This window comes from Pseudomonas sp. BIC9C (genome assembly GCF_034541995.1).
GTDB lineage: Bacteria > Pseudomonadota > Gammaproteobacteria > Pseudomonadales > Pseudomonadaceae > Aquipseudomonas > Aquipseudomonas fluorescens_CC.
Map to the genome: position 1 here is coordinate 333,040 of NZ_JAWDGM010000006.1, position 20,019 is coordinate 353,058.

A 20,019-nucleotide genomic window follows, 5' to 3' on the forward strand; every position below is an offset into this window, starting at 1 on the left:
CCATGGGCCTGCATTTGAAAGAAGGGGCAGACGACGATCTGTCCGAAAACCACGAAATCAACGTCACGCCGTTCATCGACGTGATGCTGGTGCTGTTGATCATCTTCATGGTGGCGGCCCCGCTGGCCACCGTGGACATCAAGGTCGACCTGCCCGCCTCCACCGCCAAACCGGCGCCGCGGCCAGAGAAACCGGTGTTCCTCAGCGTCAAGGCTGACCAGCGCCTGTTCCTCGGTGAAGACGAAGTGAAGGCCGAAGCACTCGGCGCCACGCTCGACGCCAAAACCCAGGGCAAGAAAGACACGACGATCTTCTTCCAGGCCGACAAAGGCGTGGATTACGGCGACCTGATGAGCGTGATGGATAACCTGCGCTCAGCGGGTTACCTGAAGGTGGGTCTGGTCGGTCTCGAGTCGGCAGTCAAGAAATGATCACGACGCGCCATAAGCTGACGCGTTACAGCGGTAGCCTGGCCGTGGTGCTGGGCGTTCACGCGCTGGCCATCGCGCTGGCGTTGAACTGGTCCGCCCGCCCGCCCATCGAATTGCCACCCCAGGCAATGCTGGTCGAACTGGCACCGGTTCCTGCCCCGCCACCGCCTGCTCCGCCGAAGGTCGTCACCCCCCCGCAGCCACCGGCTCCGGTTGAAGAACTGCCGATACCCAAGCTCGCTGAAGCGCCGAAAGCTGAAATTGCCGTGCCCAAGCCCGTCAAGCCAAAGCCGAAGCCGCAGCCACCCAAGCCGGTAGAGAAGAAACCCGAACCGCCGAAGGAAAAACCGGCCGAAGAAAAACCGGCCGAAACGCAACAGACTCAGGCGCCAACGGAGAAGTCCGCTCAGCCAGCCCCGGGGCCGTCGCCGGCTCAACTGGCGGCCAAGGCCAGCTGGCAAGGCACGCTGCTGGCGCACTTGCAGAAGTACAAAAAGTACCCGGCCAGTGCACAGGCGCGGGGCAAGGAAGGGATGAACCGCCTGCGTTTCGTCGTGGATGCCGAAGGCAATGTGTTGTCGTTTGAGCTGGTAGGCGCCTCGGGCACTGCCGATCTGGACCGGGCCACCCTGGAAATGATCCGCCGTGCTCAACCGCTGCCCAAGCCACCGGCCGACATGCTGACCAATGGCTCCATCGAAATCGTTGCACCGTTTGTGTATTCGCTGGAAAAACGCCGGCGGTAAAGCACCGCCGAACCACTGTAGGAGCGAGCTCGCTCGCGAATGAGGCGAACGATAACGCTTGAAGCCTGACACCCCGGGGCGATCTCAGGTTTTTCGCGAGCAAGCTCGCTCCTACGTCTGATAACGTGCGTCTATCGATTGCAGCCGGTATGCTTGGCCCGCAACTTCATGGACGCTTGCTATGACCCTCACAGAATTACGCTACATCGTTACCCTCGCCCAAGAGCAGCACTTCGGCCACGCGGCTGAGCGTTGCCACGTCAGTCAGCCGACCCTTTCGGTGGGCGTGAAAAAGCTTGAAGACGAACTCGGTGTGCTGATTTTCGAGCGCAGCAAAAGCGCCGTGCGCCTGACTCCGGTCGGCGAAGGCATCGTGGCCCAGGCTCAAAAGGTACTGGAGCAAGCCCAGGGCATCCGCGAACTGGCCCAGGCCGGCAAGAACCAGCTGACTGCCCCGCTGAAAGTCGGCGCGATCTATACCGTCGGTCCATACCTGTTCCCGCACCTGATTCCGCAACTGCACCGGGTCGCCCCGCAGATGCCGTTGTACATCGAAGAAAACTTCACCCACGTGCTGCGCGACAAACTGCGCAACGGCGAGCTCGACGCGATCATCATCGCCCTGCCGTTCAGCGAAGCCGACGTGCTGACCCTGCAACTCTACGACGAGCCGTTCTACGTACTGATGCCGGCCCAGCACCCGTGGACGCAAAAAGAATCCATCGACGCCAGCCTGCTCAACGACAAGAGCCTGCTGCTGCTCGGCGAGGGCCACTGCTTCCGTGACCAGGTGCTGGAAGCCTGCCCGACCCTGACCAAAGGCAACGACGGCGCCAAGCACACCACGGTGGAATCCAGCTCCCTGGAAACCATTCGCCACATGGTCGCGTCCGGCCTGGGTATTTCGATCCTGCCGTTGTCCGCGGTCGACAGCCACCACTACGCCCCTGGCGTGATCGAAGTGCGTCCGTTGTCGGCCCCCGTACCGTTCCGCACCGTGGCCATTGCCTGGCGCGCCAGCTTCCCGCGCCCGAAAGCGATTGAAATCCTCGCCGACTCCATTCGCCTGTGCTCGGTGGCCAAGCCAGCGGCGCAAGTCGCTGTGGGCTAAGCAACGGTCATGAGCGAGTTGTCGCAAGTGTCGGTGACGGCACTCAAGGGTGTCGGTGAAGCCATGGCCGAGAAACTGGCCAAGGTCGGCCTGGAAAACCTCCAGGACGTATTGTTTCACCTGCCCCTGCGCTATCAGGATCGCACCCGCGTGGTCCCGATCGGCGCGTTGCGACCCGGTCAGGACGCCGTCATTGAGGGCACTGTCAGCGGTGCCGATGTGGTCATGGGGCGGCGGCGCAGCCTCGTGGTTCGGTTGCAGGATGGAACCGGGGGCTTGAGCCTGCGCTTCTACCATTTCAGTAACGCGCAGAAAGAAGGCCTCAAGCGCGGCACGCGGGTTCGCTGTTACGGCGAGGCGCGGCCCGGTGCTTCGGGGCTGGAGATCTACCACCCGGAATACCGCGCCATCACCGGCGACGAGCCGCCGCCCGTGGATGAAACCCTGACCCCGGTGTACCCGCTCACCGAAGGCCTGACCCAACAGCGCTTGCGCCAGTTGTGCATGCAGACCCTCACCCTGCTCGGCCCCAGCAGCCTGCCCGACTGGCTGCCGAACGAACTGGCCCGGGACTACCAACTGGCGCCACTGGCCGATGCGATTCGTTATCTGCACAACCCGCCCGCCGATGCCGACGTCGATGAACTGGCCCTCGGTCACCACTGGGCGCAACACCGCCTGGCCTTCGAAGAACTGCTGACTCATCAACTGTCGCAACAGCGCCTGCGCGAAAGCATGCGTGCCCTGCGTGCGCCAGCGATGCCCAAGGCAACGAAGCTGCCAGCCCAGTACCTGGCCAACCTCGGCTTCAACCCGACCGGTGCCCAGCAACGGGTCGGCAACGAAATCGCGTACGACCTCAGCCAGCACGAACCAATGCTGCGGCTGATCCAGGGTGACGTCGGCGCCGGCAAAACCGTGGTCGCCGCCCTCGCTGCGCTGCAAGCGCTGGAGGCCGGTCATCAGGTGGCCCTGATGGCGCCCACCGAGATTCTCGCCGAACAGCACTTCATCACCTTCAAGCGTTGGCTCGAACCACTGGGCATCGAAGTCGCATGGCTCGCCGGCAAGCTCAAGGGCAAGAACCGCACCGCCGCGCTGGAGCAAATCGCCAACGGCACGCCGATGGTGGTTGGCACTCACGCGCTGTTCCAGGATGAAGTGCAATTCCAGAACCTGGCGCTGGTGATCATCGACGAACAGCACCGCTTCGGCGTGCAGCAGCGTCTGGCCTTGCGACAGAAGGGTGTTGGCGGGCGCATGTGCCCGCACCAGTTGATCATGACCGCCACGCCGATTCCGCGCACGCTGGCCATGAGCGCCTACGCCGATCTCGACACCTCGATCCTCGACGAATTGCCCCCCGGCCGAACCCCGGTAAACACTGTGCTGATCACCGACACCCGGCGGGTCGAAGTCATCGAGCGGGTACGCAGCGCTTGCGCCGAAGGGCGTCAGGCCTATTGGGTGTGCACCCTGATCGAAGAGTCGGAAGAGCTGACCTGCCAGGCCGCCGAAACCACCTTTGAGGACCTCACCGCCGCCCTCGGCGAATTGAAGGTCGGGCTGATCCACGGCCGTATGAAGCCTGCGGAAAAAGCCGCGGTGATGGCCGAATTCAAGGCCGGCAACCTGCAACTGCTGGTCGCGACCACGGTGATCGAAGTGGGCGTCGACGTGCCCAACGCCAGCCTGATGATCATCGAGAACCCCGAGCGCCTGGGCCTGGCGCAACTGCACCAGTTGCGCGGCCGCGTCGGCCGGGGCAGCGCGGTCAGCCATTGCGTGCTGCTCTACCATCCGCCGCTGTCGCAGATCGGTCGTCAACGGCTGGGTATCATGCGCGAAACAAACGACGGCTTTGTCATCGCCGAAAAAGACCTCGAACTGCGCGGCCCCGGTGAAATGCTCGGCACACGGCAAACCGGCCTGCTTCAATTCAAGGTCGCCGACCTGATGCGCGACGCCGATTTGCTACCCGCCGTGCGGGATGCCGCCCAGGCATTGCTCGAGCGCTGGCCGACCCACGTCAGCCCGCTACTCGATCGATGGCTGCGTCATGGCCAACAATACGGCCAAGTGTGACAACCGTCGCGGTTTCTGAGGCGTAGCCCAAGGCAAGCTGGTTATACTCCTGCAATTGTTTTAGTACGGATACAAACCATGACCGAAGTTGCCTTCGCACCCGACACCCCGCACGCTCCGTCGGTTATTCGGCTAATGCTGGGCAAACTGGGCATTGCCTACGAAGAAGTGCTGGACCATCACGGCCTGAATGCTGCGCGCAAAGTACAGGCCGTTCTGCTGGATGACAGTGTCGGCGCGTTGATGGTGCTGTTTGCGCAGAGCCAATTGCTGGACCTCAATCGCCTCACTGAACTCACCGGTCGCCGCCTCACCGCCGTCCCCATCGAACGCCTGACAAAAATGCTCGGCAAGCACAACCTCAGCTTGCTGCCGGGCCGCCGGCGCTGACCAGTTCACCGTGCCTGTACGACGAAAGCCTGCTGCGCGAGCCGAAGTTGCTGATCAACTCCGGTGAGCCGGGCGTGCTGCTGGAAGTCTCCAGCGAAGACTTCAAGACGACCATGCTGACCAAGGCCAGCGCCGCCAACTTCGGCGAAAACCTGACCAGCATTCGTCCCAACCTCGACCGCCCCAATGACGACCGCGAGGAAATCACCCAGGCCGTCCAGGCGTTCACCGCGCGGCGCATCCAGCAACGCCTGGAAGCGACCATCGAGATTCCGCCGCTGGCCGAAACCGCACAAAAAATCATCAAACTGCGCGTCGACCCCAACGCCACCATCGACGACATCACCAGCGTGGTCGAAACCGACCCGGCGCTGGCCGCACAAGTGGTGAGCTGGGCGGGATCGCCGTACTACGCCTCGCCGGGCAAGATCCGTTCGGTGGAAGACGCCATCGTGCGCGTGCTGGGCTTCGACCTGGTGATCAACCTCGCGCTAGGCCTGGCCCTGGGTAAAACCCTGAGCCTGCCCAAGGACCATCCGCAACACTCCACGCCGTACTGGCAGCAATCGATCTACACCGCCGCCGTCATCGAAGGCCTGACCCGCGCCATGCCGCGCGCCCAACGTCCGGAAGCCGGCCTGACCTACCTGGCCGGCCTGTTGCACAACTTCGGCTACCTGCTGCTGGCACATGTGTTCCCGCCGCACTTCTCGCTGATCTGCCGCCACCTGGAGGTCAACCCGCACCTGTGCCACAGCTTTGTGGAACAGCACCTGCTGGGCATCAGCCGCGAACAGATCGGCTCATGGCTGATGCGCTACTGGGACATGCCCGAAGAACTGGCCACCGCCCTGCGCTTCCAGCACGACCCGGCCTACGACGGTGCCTACGCCGAATACCCGAACCTGGTCTGCCTGTCGGTGCGCCTGTTGCGCAGCCGTGGCATCGGCTCGGGCCCCGACGAGGACATCCCCGACGCCCTGCTCGAACGCCTTGGCCTGAGTCGCGAAAAAGCCAACGACGTCGTCAGCAAAGTCCTCGAAGCCGAAGTACTGCTGCGCGAACTGGCTTCGCAATTCACCCAGGGCTGAAAAGCATCGCGAGCAGGCTCGCTCCCACAAGGATCACCAAAACCTTGTAGGAGCGAGCTTGCTCGCGAAAGTCGTCAACGATGACGCGTGCATCCTGGATAAACGCGGGGGGCTTGAGTTTCTCGTCGGAACGCCGCCCGGAGCAAGCTCGCTCCTACACCTTCTTCGGCTTCAAATATTTGGTCAACCCCTGGAACCAGATCACCAGTGCCGGGTTGCCCTTGATCTGAATCGACTTGTCCTGAATCCCCGTCATGAACGCCAGTTGCTTGTTCTTCGCCTGCATCGTGGCAAAGCCGTATGCGGCGTCTTTGAAGGCAATCGCAAACGCTGGCTCGGCATGCACACCCGATTGGCTGGTAATGCGCTGGTCCTTCACGCGGAAATGCCGCGCCACTTTCCCGTCCAGGGTCTGCAACTGAAACACCAGGTCCTTGTCACCCAACTGCTGCTGAAACGCCGGATTGGTCCGACTGGCCTTACCCATCAACAAACCCAGCATCCACAGCAGAAAACGAAATTTCATGCGTAAGCCTCAAAAGGAAAATGAACGGCCGGGGCAGTTTAACGGCTTCGGGCTATAACGCCAGTATCCAGTTGCTTTAGAGGAAGATCAGAACCATTACCAGCACGATGACCACCAAGTCACAATTATCAAAACCTCCCTCCAGGCCACTTCACACGCCACCTACAAAAAATGGGCACCCAACCCTGGTTGGCGTGCCCATTTTTTATTCCGCTCCCCGCTACGCGGGTTGGGGAAAAGGATTACGGATTAACGCTATCTTTCAACGATTTCCCAGGCTTGAAAGCAACGGTGTTGCTGGCCTTGATTTTGACGGGTTCACCGGTTTGCGGGTTTTTGCCGGTGCGAGCACCGCGATGGCGTTGCAGGAAGGTGCCGAAGCCCACGAGCGTCACGCTGTCTTTGCGGTGCAGGGCACCGGTGATTTCTTCAAGAACGGCGTTGAGAACGCGGTTGGCTTGTTCTTTGGTGAGGTCTGCTTTTTCAGCAATGGCTGCAGCGAGTTCTGGTTTACGCATATGAGTGAAGCCCCTTTGACGGTTTGTTGTTGTTATGTCCGTGCTGCCCTCTGCGGAGCAGCGCCCAAAGCGCCGCAGGTGCTCTACTCTGCGGCAGACGGGAGTGAGGATGGCACGCAGTGAGGCCCCGCGCCAGTATCGGCGCGGCCTTTGTTAGGGCAAAAGGGGGGTGATTCCGACAGAACGTCCGGTATTTATGCCAGCAGAGCCGGAAGCTCTTTGTTCAGGGCCAGTTTTTCCATCACGGCGGCACCGGTGAGGGCATAACCGAGCAGTTTGCCTGCGGCATCGCGGCATAAAACCTTGATGTCGGCGCCCTGCCCTTCGACTGTCCAGATGCCTTCTGCGCCCCGTGGCGGCGGGGACACCACCAACGGGCACACCGGGGTTTTGACGGTGATCGGCATCGGGCCATAGGTGACGGCGGTCGGGTTGCCGGCCAGGGTTTGCGCCAGCGCTCGCGCACAGCTCATCAGGGGCATCACGTACAGCAGGTTCAACCCATCGACCTCGGCGCAGTCGCCCAGGGCGTAGATGTTGGCGTGGGAGGTCTTCAGGTGCCGGTCGACCATGATGCCACGGTTGACCTGCAAACCGGCCGCTGCCGCCAGATCGACGCGCGGGCGCAGGCCGATGGCCGAAACCACCACATCGCACGGGATCACCTGGCCATCGGACAGGTGCGCTTCCAGGCCATCCGCCACGCGCTGCAGGCGGTTGAGCACCGGCCCGAGGTGGAAGCGTGCGCCGAGGCTTTCGAGGCCAGCCTGCACCGCAGCGGCCGCCGCCGGGTGCAGCAGGGTCGGCATGACTTGTTCGCACGGTGCAACCAGTTGCACTTCGTAGCCACCCAGGGTCAGGTCGTTGGCGAACTCGCAGCCAATCAGGCCGGCGCCGAGCAGCAGCACACGACGCTTGCCAGCGGCCGCTGCACGGAAGCGTGCGTAGTCTTCCAGGTCGTTGATGGGGAACACGCAATCCGCCGCGTCGCCTTCAATGGGTACGCGCACGGTTTCGGCGCCCCAGGCCAGGATCAGGTCGCGGTAGATCACCGCTTCTTCACCAATCCACAGGCGCTTGTGGCCCGGGTCGATGCCGCTGATGCGCGTGTGGGTGCGTATTTCGGCCTTGAGCTGTTCGGCCATGGCGCCGGGTTCGGCCATGCTCAGGCCGTCGGCATCCTTGTTTTTGCCGAAGCCGGTGGAGAGCATCGGCTTGGAGTAGGAGCGCCCGTCATCGGCGGTAATCAGCAGCAGCGGGGTTTCGCTGTCGAGTTTGCGAAACTCGCGGGCGACGTTGTAGCCAGCCAGGCCGGTGCCAATGATTACGACAGGTGCGTTCATTCCTTACTCCTCAATTATTCAGGCAGCGATTTCGATCATTTCAAAATCCATCTTGCCCACACCGCAGTCCGGGCACAGCCAGTCTGCCGGGACGTCTTCCCAACGGGTGCCCGGCGCAATGCCGTCATCCGGCCAACCGTCGGCTTCGTTGTAGATCAGGCCGCAGACGATACATTGCCACTTTTTCATCAGGTACTTCCTCAGGGTTCAGGCGTTTTACCGGCCGGACGGTCGATGGTTGCAGCACTGCCGTCCAACTCAGCGCGTTTTGTACTGATCGGGGCCGTCGGATGCAAGCCTGTTCGGCGCAACGGTGGGCCATTTCAATCGATATCGGCGGCTGACATGTTAAGCTCGCCGCCTCATTTGCTGCCAATAATGACTCATTGTGCATCACACAGAATCCCCCTCTCCAGCTCCGCTCTGGCTCTCCCGCAGCGAACTGGCGCCCCTCCCCGATGCTTCTACCCTCGACTGGCTGTTCGACGAAGGCTCGCTGACCAGACGTCTGATTCATCTGTCGAATGATGCCTTCAGCGTCTCGCCAATGTTCGAAGGCTGGCAGCCTTTGCGCGCCGACGAATGCGCAGCGCTGGACCTGGCCGAAGGCAGTGAGGGCTGGGTGCGTGAGGTGTATTTGCGCGGTCATGGCGAGGCGTGGGTGTTTGCGCGCAGCGTGGCGTCACGCAGTGCACTGCAAGGCGACGGCTTGCACATGGACGAACTGGGTAGCCGCTCGCTGGGCGAATTGCTGTTTTGCGATCATGCCTTCCAGCGCCGGGCCATCGAGGTTTGCCATTATCCGCAAGCGTGGCTGCCCGCCGAGGCGCAGTCGCCTGAGCTGTGGGGCCGCCGTTCGCGTTTCGATCGCGGCGCCTTGAGCGTTCTGGTGGCCGAAATTTTCCTGCCGACCCTGTGGCAGGCCACCCGCGCCCAACCGGAGAACCGCTGATGTACCAAAGCCTGCTCAAGTCATTGAACCGCTTGAACCCTCGGGCCTGGGACTTCATTCAGCTGACCCGCATGGACAAGCCGATCGGCATTTACCTGTTGCTGTGGCCGACGCTGTGGGCACTGTGGATTGCCGGCAAGGGTTCACCGTCCCTGGCCAATATCGTGATCTTCGTCCTCGGCGTGGTGCTGACCCGCGCCGGCGGCTGCGTGATCAACGACTGGGCGGACCGCAAGGTCGATGGTCATGTGAAGCGTACCGAGCAACGGCCACTGGTCAGCGGCAAGATCAGCTCCAAAGAGGCGCTGGTGTTCTTCGCACTGCTGATGGGTGTGAGTTTCCTGCTGGTGCTGTGCACCAATGCCGCGACGGTCTGGCTGTCGTTGGGCGGTCTGGCGCTGGCGTTCAGTTATCCCTTCATGAAGCGCTACACCTATTACCCGCAAGTGGTGCTGGGTGCGGCGTTTTCGTGGGGGATGCCGATGGCGTTCACCGCAGAAACCGGCGAGCTGCCGGCTGTCGCGTGGCTGCTGTGGATCGCCAACCTGATGTGGACCGTGGGCTACGACACGTATTACGCGATGACCGACCGCGATGACGACCTGAAGATCGGCGTGAAATCCACAGCAATCCTGTTTGGCGATGCAGACCGGGTGATCATCCTGACCTTGCAAGGGTTGGCGTTGGGTTGCCTGTTGCTGGCGGGGTCGAAATTCGAGCTGGGGATGTGGTTCCACCTTGGCTTGCTGGTGGCCGCCGGCTGTTTTGCCTGGGAGTTCTGGTACACCCGAAGCAAGGACCGGATGCGTTGCTTCAAGGCGTTTTTGCACAACCACTGGGCCGGGTTGGCGATATTCGTCGGGATTGTGCTGGATTACGCGCTGCGTTGACCGCTGGCAAAGGTCGCAGCCTGCGCCAGCTCCAACAGGGGATGGGGCGACCGCAGGCTGCGAACTGTTTACCGCGCAGGCGAATCGCTTATTTATGCTCGTGCATGACGTGCCAGACGTTCTTCATATTGTCGCCTGCCATGTCACCGGGTTTTTTGTCCTTCATGAACGTGTAAAGCGGCTTGCCGTCATAGGCCCACTGCATCTTACCGTCGTCACGCTTGATCGTGCTCCACTTGCCTTCGGGCTTGGCGCCCGCCGGTGCCATCATTGGCGGCCAATATTCAGCGCACTCGCCGTTGCACATCGACTTACCACCTGAGTCCTTGTCGTATGTGTACACCGTCATGCCCTTGTGATCGACCATCATCCCGTCTTTCATCATCGCCGGCTCGGCGGCGAAGGCCAGTGTCGGCAGCGTTAGCGCAGCCGTGACCAGCAGAGCCTTCCAGGTTTGAGCAATGTGTTTCATGGAAACCTTCCTTTTGTGGTTGTCAGGATTCGAACTTAGAGCTTAGTTCAGGTTCGCGACAATCACCGGCCGACTAAAATACTGTCACACGACTGCAATAATTCCGTTATCTAATGCGGCGCAAGACAGTTAAATGACAAGAGGATTAAGGGCATGGTTGGCAGGAGCATTCTGATCGTCGACGACGAAGCGCCTATTCGCGAAATGATCGCCGTTGCGTTGGAAATGGCCGGCTATGACTGCCTGGAGGCTGAAAACTCCCAGCAGGCCCACGCCATTATCGTCGACCGCAAACCGGACCTGATCCTGCTCGACTGGATGCTGCCCGGCACATCCGGTATCGAGCTGGCCCGTCGTCTCAAGCGTGATGAACTGACTGGGGACATCCCGATCATCATGCTCACCGCCAAGGGCGAAGAGGACAACAAGATCCAGGGCCTGGAAGTCGGCGCTGACGACTACATCACCAAACCGTTTTCCCCCCGTGAGCTGGTCGCGCGCCTGAAGGCCGTGCTGCGCCGTGCCGGTCCTACCGATGGCGAAGCGCCGATCGAAGTCGGCGGCCTGCTGCTGGACCCGATCAGCCACCGCGTGACCATCGACGGCCGTCCTGCCGAGATGGGCCCGACCGAATACCGCCTGCTGCAATTCTTCATGACCCACCAGGAGCGCGCCTACACGCGTGGCCAGTTGCTGGATCAGGTCTGGGGCGGCAACGTCTATGTCGAAGAGCGTACCGTCGACGTGCACATTCGACGCCTGCGCAAAGCCCTCGGCGACGCTTATGAAAATCTGGTACAAACCGTGCGCGGCACCGGTTACCGCTTTTCTACCAAAGCCTGACCCGGACCTTTACCGCCCGACAAGCTGACAAGGACGCGCGTCAAGTGAACCAAAACTGGCATGGCACCCTGATTCGCCACATGCTGCTGCTGGTCACCGCCTGCCTGGTGATCGGCCTGATCACCGGCTATTACGGCTGGAGCCTTGCTGCAGGCCTGGGTCTTTACCTGGCCTGGACCCTCAAGCAATTGCTGCGATTGCACGAGTGGCTGCGCCTGCACAAACCCGATGAAGCACCACCCGACGGCTACGGCCTGTGGGGCGAGGTGTTCGACAGCATCTACCACCTGCAGCGTCGCGACCAACGGGTACGCGGGCGCCTGCAAGCAGTGATCGACCGGGTTCAGGAATCCACCGCAGCGCTGAAAGACGCGGTGATCATGCTCGACACCGACGGCAATCTGGAATGGTGGAACCGCGCCGCCGAAACCCTGTTGGGCCTCAAGACGCCACAGGACAGCGGCCAACCGGTGACCAACCTGGTGCGTCATCCGCGCTTCAAGGAATACTTCGAGCAAGAGAGTTACTCCGAGCCGCTGGAAATCCCTTCGCCGACCAACGACCGTGTACGCATCCAGCTGTACATCACCCGTTACGGCAACAACGAGCACTTGATGCTGGTGCGCGATGTGACGCGCATCCATCAGCTGGAACAGATGCGCAAAGATTTCATCGCCAACGTTTCCCATGAACTGCGCACACCGTTGACGGTGATCTGCGGCTACCTGGAAACCTTGCTCGATAACGTCGACGAGGTAAACCCGCGCTGGGGCCGTGCCTTGCAGCAGATGCAGCAACAAGGCGGACGCATGCAGACTTTGCTCAACGACCTGTTGCTGCTGGCCAAGCTGGAAGCGACCGATTACCCGTCGGACAACCAGCCGGTGCCGATCGACGGCCTGCTGCAATCGATCAAGAGCGACGCGCAGCAGCTGTCGGGCCAGAAAAACCAGAAAATCACCCTGGAGGCCGACCCGACGATTCTGCTCAAGGGCAGCGAGGCGGAGTTACGCAGCGCGTTTTCCAACCTGGTGTTCAACGCGGTGAAATACACCCCGGCCGAAGGCAACATCCGCATTCGCTGGTGGGGCGATGACCAGGGCGCGCACCTGAGCGTGCAGGATTCCGGGATCGGCATCGATGCCAAACACCTGCCGCGCCTGACTGAGCGCTTCTATCGCGTCGACTCCAGCCGCAACTCCAACACCGGGGGCACCGGCCTCGGGCTGGCGATCGTCAAACACGTTTTGTTGCGACATCGGGCCCGAATGGAAATCAGCAGCGTACCAGGCCACGGCAGTACTTTTACCTGCCACTTTGCCCCGGCCCAGGTCACCAAAACACGGGTTATCAGCACCGCCGACTGATACCCACTAGGCAATCACTCAGTCAGCCGCTACATTGGCTGACTTGTGCCTGCCTTTTCAGGCGCGATTTCCACTTCCCTTTCGAATACACGGAACCCGCAAAACTCCATCATGGACCCTTCCCCTGGCTTGACCCTCGCTACAATTTTCGCCGACTTCGGCATGATTCTTTTTGCTCTGATCCTGGTTTTGCTCAACGGATTTTTCGTTGCGGCAGAATTTGCCATGGTCAAGCTGCGCTCGACCCGGGTCGAAGCCATCGCCGAACAGCACGGCTGGCGCGGGCACATCCTGCGCACCGTGCACAGTCAGCTCGATGCTTACCTGTCGGCGTGCCAATTGGGTATCACCCTCGCCTCTCTCGGCCTGGGCTGGGTCGGTGAACCGGCGTTCGCGCACCTTCTGGCGCCTGTACTGAGTGCCGTGGGCGTAGATTCCGCTGAAGTGGTCAAGGCGGTTTCGTTCTTCACGGCGTTCTTCATCATTTCGTACCTGCACATCGTGGTCGGCGAACTGGCCCCGAAATCCTGGGCGATCCGCAAACCCGAGTTGCTGTCGCTGTGGACCGCCGTGCCGCTGTACCTGTTCTATTGGGCCATGTACCCGGCCATCTACCTGCTCAACGCCAGCGCCAACCAGATCCTGCGCATTGCCGGGCAAGGTGAACCCGGCCCGCACCACGAGCACCACTACAGCCGTGAAGAACTGAAACTGATCCTGCACTCCAGCCGCGGCCAGGACCCGAGCGACCAAGGCATGCGCGTACTGGCCTCGGCGGTGGAAATGGGCGAACTGGAAGTGGTCGACTGGGCCAACTCCCGGGAAGACCTGGTCACCCTTGAGTTCAACGCACCGCTCAAGGAAATCCTGGCGTTGTTCCGTCGCCACAAATTCAGCCGCTATCCGGTGTACGACAGCGAACGCCAGGAGTTCGTCGGCCTGCTGCACATCAAGGACCTGCTGCTGGAACTGGCGGCGCTGGACCACATTCCCGAGTCGTTCAACCTGGCCGAACTGACTCGCCCGCTGGAGCGCGTATCGCGGCACATGCCGCTGTCGCAGTTGCTTGAGCAGTTCCGCAAGGGCGGTTCGCACTTCGCCGTGGTCGAAGAGGCCGACGGCAACATCATCGGTTACCTGACCATGGAAGACGTGCTGGAAGTGCTGGTGGGCGACATCCAGGACGAACACCGCAAGGCCGAACGCGGGATCCTCGCCTATCAGCCAGGCAAGCTGCTGGTGCGGGGCGATACGCCGCTGTTCAAGGTCGAAAGACTGCTGGGCATCGACCTCGACCATGTCGAAGCCGAAACCCTTGCCGGGCTGGTCTATGAGAGCCTGAAGCGCGTTCCGGAAGAGGAAGAAGTGCTGGAAGTCGAAGGCTTGAGGATCATCATCAAGAAGATGAAAGGGCCGAAGATCGTTCTGGCCAAGGTGTTGATGCTGGATTGATTGTCATTGTGGCGGCGAGCTCCCTCGCCACAAAAGCCTCTTGCACCCTCTAGGCCGCAATCACTGCTTGCCCAATGCAAAGTTGGGCAGCGCACTGACCGGCTGGTTGAACTGGTACGGAATCGACACCAGCCCCAGCCCGGTATTGCGCTGCACCACGAAATGCAAATGCGGCCCGGTACTGTTGCCGGTGTTGCCGGACAATGCCAATGCACTGCCCACCTTTACCCGCTGACCTTCCCGAACGCAGACCGAACCTTTCTTCAGGTGCAGGTAAACACCCATGGTCCCGTCATCGTGCAGCACCCGCACGAAATTGCCGGATGCATCGGTGCCGCGGCCGCTCTGGCGATTTTCGGTTTTCACCACCACGCCGTCTCGAGCTGCAATGATCGGCGTGCCTTCGGGCATCGCAATGTCTATGGCGTAACGACTCTTGGGCCCAAAGTGGCTGTAGGGCCCATTGGCCCCCTGACTGATCCGGAACGGCCCACCACGCCAGGGCAACGGGTACCGATAGCCCACTGTGGGCCCTGATGGGTCGCCCAGGGAGTATTTGAACTTCGGGATGTACGCGAGGGGCTTTCCACCTTTGGTCGCCGTGAGCTGCGCCAGGCGAACGCTGCTGCGTAGCGGTATCACCCGCCGAATCGTCCCGCCCGGCACACCGTTGGCGTTCTTCACCCCGGCAAAACTCAATTCGACCTCTACCGGCGCATACAGGTCATTGCGCACGTACACACTGTGCACACCGTTCTTTTTCATGATGACGAGACGCACCTGACGCTCGAGGTGCTCGACCATGCCATCGCGAAAAACGAACACGTGGGCACCTTTGCTGGGGCGGTCGCTGTAGGAAACCACGCCATAGGCGTCCTTGGACTTGTAGATGGTCATGGCCACGGCCGAGGTGGCGACCATGAACAGGCCACATAAAAACAGCAGGCGCGTGAACATGGGCAAGGATTCTGTTGAAGGGGATTTGGGAATGAGCCTAGCAGCTGCAATGGACCCGGATAGTCGACAGATGTTTCAGAATGGGTGTTCAGCAGATGTACGGTAACAGTGACGGCCCCTTCGCGAGCAAGCCCGCTCCCACAGGTCCAGTTAGAACCTGTGGGAGCGGGCTTGCTCGCGAAGGCGGACTGTCAGGCGACGTTGTATCAAGCGCCAGGAATGAAGTGCTTCTGCGCCGTACCACGCGCAATCAGGCGGGAGATGTAATCGAGCTTCTGCGCATCCTGATCGACAAAGCGGAAGGTCAGTTGGAGCCAGTCGCTGTCTGGCTTCGGTTCGTGGGCCACGACGGCATGCAGGTAGCCGTTGAGGCGGGCAATTTCGGCATTGTCGCCCTGCTCCAGGTCCAGCACGGCGCTGTCGAGGATCTGCGGCAGACTCTCGGTGCGCTTGACCACCAACAGGGCTTCCTTGAGGCTCAAGGCCTTGATCACGCATTGCGCGATGCCGTTCGGCAAACGCAGTTGGCCCTGGCCACGGCCACTGGTGGGTGCCGAAGAGGCCGCCGGCGCCTTGACCGGCGGATTGTTGAGCAAGCCTTTGGCTGGTGCTGGCGCTGGTGCCGGCGCGGCTGTTGGCGTAGCGACCGGTGCCTTGCCACCGGTCAAGGCGGCGAGGGAGTCGTTAGCGAACGCAGGGCTGGTTTTGGTCGCGGCTACGTTGATCAAGGCATCGAGTTTGCCGACCTTGTGCAGCGCCTGCTTGACCTTGGTGATCAGTTGCTCGTTGGTGAACGGCTTGCTGACGTAACCGGATACCCCGGCCTGGATCGCCTGGACGACGTTCTCCTTGTCGCCTCGACTGGTCACCATCACGAAGGGCATGGCTTTGAGGTTGTCTTGCTCGCGGCACCAGGTCAGCAGTTCCAAGCCGGACATTTCCGGCATTTCCCAGTCGCACAGGACCAGGTCGAATGCTTCCTTGGCCAGCATGGCCTGGGCCTTTCTGCCGTTGATCGCGTCTTCGATCCGCATGCCCGGAAAATAATTGCGCAGGCACTTTTTCACCAGGTCACGAATGAACGACGCGTCGTCCACGACCAACACACTGACCTTACTCATCCACCACCCCTTTAAAAAATCCCGGCCAGCATACCGCTTTGCTGATGGCACTTTGCCAAAAAACCTTCAGTCACGCCGGACTTTTCGTTCGCGGGTGCTGCTTTTCGAATTCGTGTACCGCAAACAAAAACGCCCGGCCAACAGGCCGGGCGCTTTACTTGGGCAACCTTACTTATCGTCAGTTTTGCCCGGAACATTAGCGGATTCGCCACTGGTTCCTTCAACTTCTTCCTTCATGCGCTTGAGGCCCAGGTGCCGCACGTCGGTGCCGCGTACCAGGTAGATCACCAGCTCCGAGATATTGCGCGCGTGGTCACCGATACGCTCCAGTGAACGCAGCACCCAGATAATGCTCAGAACCCGCGAGATAGAACGCGGATCTTCCATCATGTAGGTCGCCAGTTCACGCAGGGCGGTCTTGTATTCGCGGTCGATGATCTTGTCGTACTGCGCCACCGACAAGGCCAGTTCGGCGTCGAAACGGGCAAAGGCGTCCAGTGCGTCGCGGACCATGTTGCGCACCTGGTCACCGATGTGGCGCACTTCGACGTAACCGCGCGGCGCTTCGCCTTCTTCACACAGCTGGATGGCGCGACGGGCGATCTTGGTCGCTTCGTCACCGATGCGCTCCAGGTCGATCACCGATTTGGAAATGCTGATGATCAGGCGCAGGTCGGACGCCGCTGGCTGACGACGGGCCAGAATGCGCAGGCATTCCTCGTCGATGTTGCGTTCCATCTGGTTGATCTGGTCATCGATCTCGCGCACCTGCTGGGCCAGGCCGGAGTCGGCCTCGATCAGCGCGGTCACCGCGTCGTTGACCTGCTTCTCGACCAGCCCGCCCATGGCCAGGAGGTGGCTGCGCACTTCCTCAAGCTCGGCGTTGAACTGCTGGGAGATGTGATGTGTAAGGCCTTCCTTAGAAATCATGTTGTCTGCTCCGCAAAAGCTGTGAGCTGCAAGCTACAAGCTGCAAGCTGATGTGTGTCGTACCCGAACCGCTCTTGTTTGCCGCTTGAAGCTTCACGCTTGCGGCTGTACGGCTAGCCGTACCGACCGGTGATGTAGTCTTCGGTCTGCTTCTTCGCCGGGTTGGTGAACAGGGTATCGGTGTCGCCGAATTCCACCAGTTTGCCCATGTACATGAACGCGGTGTAGTCGGAAACCCGCGCCGCCTGTTGCATGTTGTGGGTCACGATCACGATGGTGAACTTGGATTTCAGTTCGTAGATCAGCTCTTCGACTTTCAGCGTGGAGATCGGGTCGAGTGCCGAGCACGGTTCATCGAGCAGCAGCACTTCCGGCTCAACGGCGATGGTGCGAGCGATCACCAGACGTTGCTGCTGACCACCGGACAGGCCCAGTGCCGACTCGTGCAGACGGTCCTTGACCTCATCCCACAGCGCCGCGCCTTTCAACGCCCACTCAACAGCTTCGTCAAGGACGCGTTTCTTGTTGATGCCCTGGATGCGCAGGCCGTAAACCACGTTTTCGTAAATGGTTTTCGGAAACGGGTTCGGCTTCTGGAACACCATGCCGACGCGACGACGCAGCTCGGCCACGTCTTCGCCCTTGCGGTAGATGTTGCTGCCGTACAGGTTGATCGCGCCATCGACACGGCAGCCGTCAACCAGGTCGTTCATGCGGTTGAAGGTACGCAGTAGCGTCGACTTGCCACAGCCGGACGGACCGATGAAGGCGGTCACGCGCTGTTTCGGGATGTTCATGCTGACGTCGTACAGCGCTTGTTTTTCGCCGTAGAACAGGCTCAGGCCCGGCACTTCGATGGCCACGGTTTCCTGCTCGAGATTCAGGCTCTGTTTGTCGCGACCCAGGGCCGACATGTTGATGCCGTGGGTATGTGTTTCGTGCTGCATGGGAGGCTCCCTGTGCTAACAAATTCGGTTCGAACGCCGCTTGGCGGCGTGCCCGGTAAAGTCTGGCTGGACGCGTTCTACTGTGGGAGCGGGCTTGCCCGCGAAGGGGCCATCGGGGCCGCCAAAAGCTTCGCGAGCAAGCCCGCTCCCACAAGGTCCGCGCCGACCTCTTAGCTATCCAGCGCCTTGTACTTCTCGCGCAGGTGGTTACGGATATAAACGGCCGACAGGTTCAACGTGGCGATCACCAGCACCAGCAGCAGCGCCGTGGCGTACACCAGCGGCCGCGCGGCTTCGACGTTCGGGCTCTGGAAGCCGACGTCATAGATGTGGAAGCCCAGGTGCATGATCTTCTGGTCCAGGTGCAGGTACGGGTAGTTACCGTCCACCGGCAGCGACGGCGCCAGTTTCACCACACCCACCAGCATCAGTGGCGCCACTTCACCCGCAGCGCGAGCCACGGCGAGGATCATGCCGGTCATCATCGCCGGGCTGGCCATCGGCAGCACGATCTTCCACAAGGTTTCTGCCTTGGTCGCGCCGAGGGCCAACGAGCCTTCACGTACGGTGCGAGGAATCCGCGCCAGACCTTCTTCGGTGGCCACGATCACCACCGGCACCGCCAGCAGCGCCAGGGTCAGCGAAGCCCAGAGCAGACCCGGTGTGCCGAAGGTCGGCGCTGGCAAGGCTTCCGGGAAGAACAGGCGGTCGAGCGAGCCGCCCAGCACGTAGACGAAGAAGCCCAGACCGAACACGCCGTAAACGATGGCCGGTACACCTGCCAGGTTGTTCACCGCGATACGGATCACCCGGGTCAGCGTGTTCTGCTTGGCGTATTCGCGCAGGTATACCGCCGCCAGCACGCCGAACGGGGTCACAATCATCGCCATGATCAGGGTCATCATCACGGTGCCGAAGATGGCCGGGAAGATCCCGCCTTCGGTGTTCGCTTCACGCGGGTCGTCGCTCAGGAACTCCCAGACCTTGCTGAAGTAGAAACCGATCTTGGTGGTCGTGCTCATGGCGTTCGGCTGATAGGCGTGAACCACTTTGCCGATGCCGATTTCAACTTCCTTACCGTTCGCATCGCGGGCAGTCAGGCTGTCGCGGTTGAACTGCGCATGCAGGTCGCTCAGACGCGCTTCGACATCCTGATAGCGAGCATTGAGTTCGGCGCGCTCGGACTCCATGTCCGCTTGTGCAGTGGCGTCGAGTTTGCCTTCCAACTCAAGCTTGCGACCGTGCAAGCGGATGCGCTCGAGACCGGCGTTGATCGCGCCGATGTCGGTTTTTTCCAGGTTCTTGAGCTGTGCAGCCAGCTTGTTTACACGGTCGACACGGGCCTGCAACTCAGGCCATGCGGCTTCGCCTTCAGCGATGACTTTGCCATCCTGTTTGACGTTGACCAGGTAACCGTAGAAGTTGCCCCACTCACGACGCTCGATCGCCATCAACTCCGGCGGTGTCGTCTGGTTGGTCAGCCACTCGCCGACGGTCCAGGTGAAGTCGTTGCCGTTCAGGTCACGGTTGCCGACCTTGATCAGCTCGCGGGTCATGAACTCCGGGCCTTCGTCAGGCACCGGCAAGCCGGCGCTCTTCAGACGGGCACGGGGTACTTCTTCCTTCTGCACCACTTCACCGATGACCAGATGCTGGCCCTGGCCCGGTACGTCATAGTTGGCGTGGATCAGATCTGCCGGCCAGAAGTGACCCAGGCCGCGCACGGCAATCACTGCCAGCAGGCCAATGGTCATGATGACCGCGATGGACACCGCGCCACCGCTGATCCAGACGCCGGGGGCGCCGCTCTTGAACCATCCATTCAGGGAGTTCTGTTTCACAGACTT

19 protein-coding genes and 1 pseudogene are annotated in these 20,019 nt (G+C 61.2%); 10 read left to right on the forward strand and 10 right to left on the reverse strand.

What is annotated here, in order from left to right; all coding sequences use genetic code 11:
- Window positions 1–2 precede the first annotated feature (2 nt).
- From exbD to RS887_RS25180, 5 genes and pseudogenes are all read left to right on the forward strand, one after another.
- Window positions 3–431 (forward strand): TonB system transport protein ExbD, encoded by a 429-nt coding sequence (exbD, locus tag RS887_RS25160; protein ID WP_008018275.1) that lies wholly within the window; start codon window positions 3–5, stop codon window positions 429–431.
- Entirely contained in the window at window positions 428–1,177 is a 750-nt protein-coding gene (locus tag RS887_RS25165; RefSeq protein WP_007989592.1) for an energy transducer TonB family protein, read from the forward strand. The genes exbD and RS887_RS25165 overlap by 4 nt, the downstream gene beginning before the upstream one ends.
- Window positions 1,178–1,358: 181 nt before the next feature.
- A complete protein-coding gene (locus RS887_RS25170; RefSeq protein WP_008018277.1) occupies window positions 1,359–2,288 on the forward strand; it encodes a hydrogen peroxide-inducible genes activator in 930 nt (309 codons plus the stop codon).
- A 9-nt stretch (window positions 2,289–2,297) separates the two neighbouring features.
- A complete protein-coding gene (gene recG / locus RS887_RS25175) occupies window positions 2,298–4,373 on the forward strand; it encodes an ATP-dependent DNA helicase RecG (protein WP_322617509.1) in 2,076 nt (691 codons plus the stop codon).
- Window positions 4,374–4,451: 78 nt separating this feature from the next.
- Window positions 4,452–5,854, forward strand: a pseudogene (locus RS887_RS25180) (aminoacyl-tRNA deacylase and HDOD domain-containing protein).
- A 154-nt stretch (window positions 5,855–6,008) separates the two neighbouring features.
- Here RS887_RS25180 and RS887_RS25185 read toward each other — a convergent pair.
- From RS887_RS25185 to RS887_RS25200, 4 genes are all read right to left on the reverse strand, one after another.
- On the reverse strand, window positions 6,009–6,380 hold the full coding sequence (locus RS887_RS25185; RefSeq protein ID WP_057395891.1) for a hypothetical protein: 372 nt from the start codon (window positions 6,378–6,380) through the stop codon (window positions 6,009–6,011).
- A gap of 242 nt (window positions 6,381–6,622) precedes the next feature.
- On the reverse strand, window positions 6,623–6,898 hold the full coding sequence (locus RS887_RS25190) for an HU family DNA-binding protein (protein ID WP_003213368.1): 276 nt from the start codon (window positions 6,896–6,898) through the stop codon (window positions 6,623–6,625).
- Window positions 6,899–7,092: 194 nt separating this feature from the next.
- Window positions 7,093–8,241, reverse strand: coding sequence for an NAD(P)/FAD-dependent oxidoreductase (locus RS887_RS25195; protein ID WP_008045504.1), 1,149 nt, complete (start codon window positions 8,239–8,241; stop codon window positions 7,093–7,095).
- Between the two features lie 18 nt (window positions 8,242–8,259).
- Window positions 8,260–8,430: a rubredoxin gene (locus tag RS887_RS25200; RefSeq protein ID WP_007995385.1), complete on the reverse strand. Its 171-nt coding sequence runs from the start codon at window positions 8,428–8,430 to the stop codon at window positions 8,260–8,262.
- Between the two features lie 199 nt (window positions 8,431–8,629).
- On the opposite strand from RS887_RS25200, the gene RS887_RS25205 reads away from it, so the two are divergent.
- Window positions 8,630–9,193, forward strand: coding sequence for a chorismate--pyruvate lyase family protein (locus tag RS887_RS25205; RefSeq protein WP_322617510.1), 564 nt, complete (start codon window positions 8,630–8,632; stop codon window positions 9,191–9,193).
- Window positions 9,193–10,083 (forward strand): 4-hydroxybenzoate octaprenyltransferase, encoded by an 891-nt coding sequence (gene ubiA / locus RS887_RS25210; RefSeq protein WP_322617511.1) that lies wholly within the window; start codon window positions 9,193–9,195, stop codon window positions 10,081–10,083. The genes RS887_RS25205 and ubiA overlap by 1 nt, the downstream gene beginning before the upstream one ends.
- Window positions 10,084–10,171: 88 nt before the next feature.
- Here the strand turns inward: ubiA and RS887_RS25215 are convergent, their stop codons facing one another.
- Window positions 10,172–10,555: a hypothetical protein gene (locus RS887_RS25215; protein WP_111283046.1), complete on the reverse strand. Its 384-nt coding sequence runs from the start codon at window positions 10,553–10,555 to the stop codon at window positions 10,172–10,174.
- Window positions 10,556–10,708: 153 nt separating this feature from the next.
- On the opposite strand from RS887_RS25215, the gene phoB reads away from it, so the two are divergent.
- The 3 genes from phoB to RS887_RS25230 all read left to right on the forward strand — a co-directional run bounded on the left by phoB (window position 10,709) and on the right by RS887_RS25230 (window position 14,217).
- A complete protein-coding gene (gene phoB, locus RS887_RS25220; protein ID WP_003229608.1) occupies window positions 10,709–11,398 on the forward strand; it encodes a phosphate regulon transcriptional regulator PhoB in 690 nt (229 codons plus the stop codon).
- 80 nt (window positions 11,399–11,478) lie between these two features.
- Window positions 11,479–12,765: a phosphate regulon sensor histidine kinase PhoR gene (gene phoR, locus RS887_RS25225; protein ID WP_322617614.1), complete on the forward strand. Its 1,287-nt coding sequence runs from the start codon at window positions 11,479–11,481 to the stop codon at window positions 12,763–12,765.
- Between the two features lie 111 nt (window positions 12,766–12,876).
- On the forward strand, window positions 12,877–14,217 hold the full coding sequence (locus tag RS887_RS25230; RefSeq protein ID WP_008018288.1) for a hemolysin family protein: 1,341 nt from the start codon (window positions 12,877–12,879) through the stop codon (window positions 14,215–14,217).
- A gap of 60 nt (window positions 14,218–14,277) precedes the next feature.
- Here the strand turns inward: RS887_RS25230 and RS887_RS25235 are convergent, their stop codons facing one another.
- From RS887_RS25235 to pstA, 5 genes are all read right to left on the reverse strand, one after another.
- Window positions 14,278–15,174, reverse strand: a complete 897-nt coding sequence (locus RS887_RS25235) for a M23 family metallopeptidase (RefSeq protein ID WP_322617512.1) — start codon at window positions 15,172–15,174, stop codon at window positions 14,278–14,280.
- Window positions 15,175–15,380: 206 nt separating this feature from the next.
- Window positions 15,381–16,295 carry a response regulator gene (locus RS887_RS25240; RefSeq protein ID WP_322617513.1) on the reverse strand — a complete coding sequence of 305 codons (915 nt, stop codon included), beginning with the start codon at window positions 16,293–16,295 and terminating at the stop codon, window positions 15,381–15,383.
- Between the two features lie 168 nt (window positions 16,296–16,463).
- Window positions 16,464–17,225, reverse strand: a complete 762-nt coding sequence (phoU, locus tag RS887_RS25245; RefSeq protein WP_046038908.1) for a phosphate signaling complex protein PhoU — start codon at window positions 17,223–17,225, stop codon at window positions 16,464–16,466.
- Between the two features lie 113 nt (window positions 17,226–17,338).
- Entirely contained in the window at window positions 17,339–18,172 is an 834-nt protein-coding gene (gene pstB / locus RS887_RS25250) for a phosphate ABC transporter ATP-binding protein PstB (RefSeq protein ID WP_322617514.1), read from the reverse strand.
- A gap of 170 nt (window positions 18,173–18,342) precedes the next feature.
- A complete protein-coding gene (gene pstA, locus RS887_RS25255) occupies window positions 18,343–20,013 on the reverse strand; it encodes a phosphate ABC transporter permease PstA (protein ID WP_322617515.1) in 1,671 nt (556 codons plus the stop codon).
- Between the last annotated feature and the right edge of the window lie 6 nt (window positions 20,014–20,019).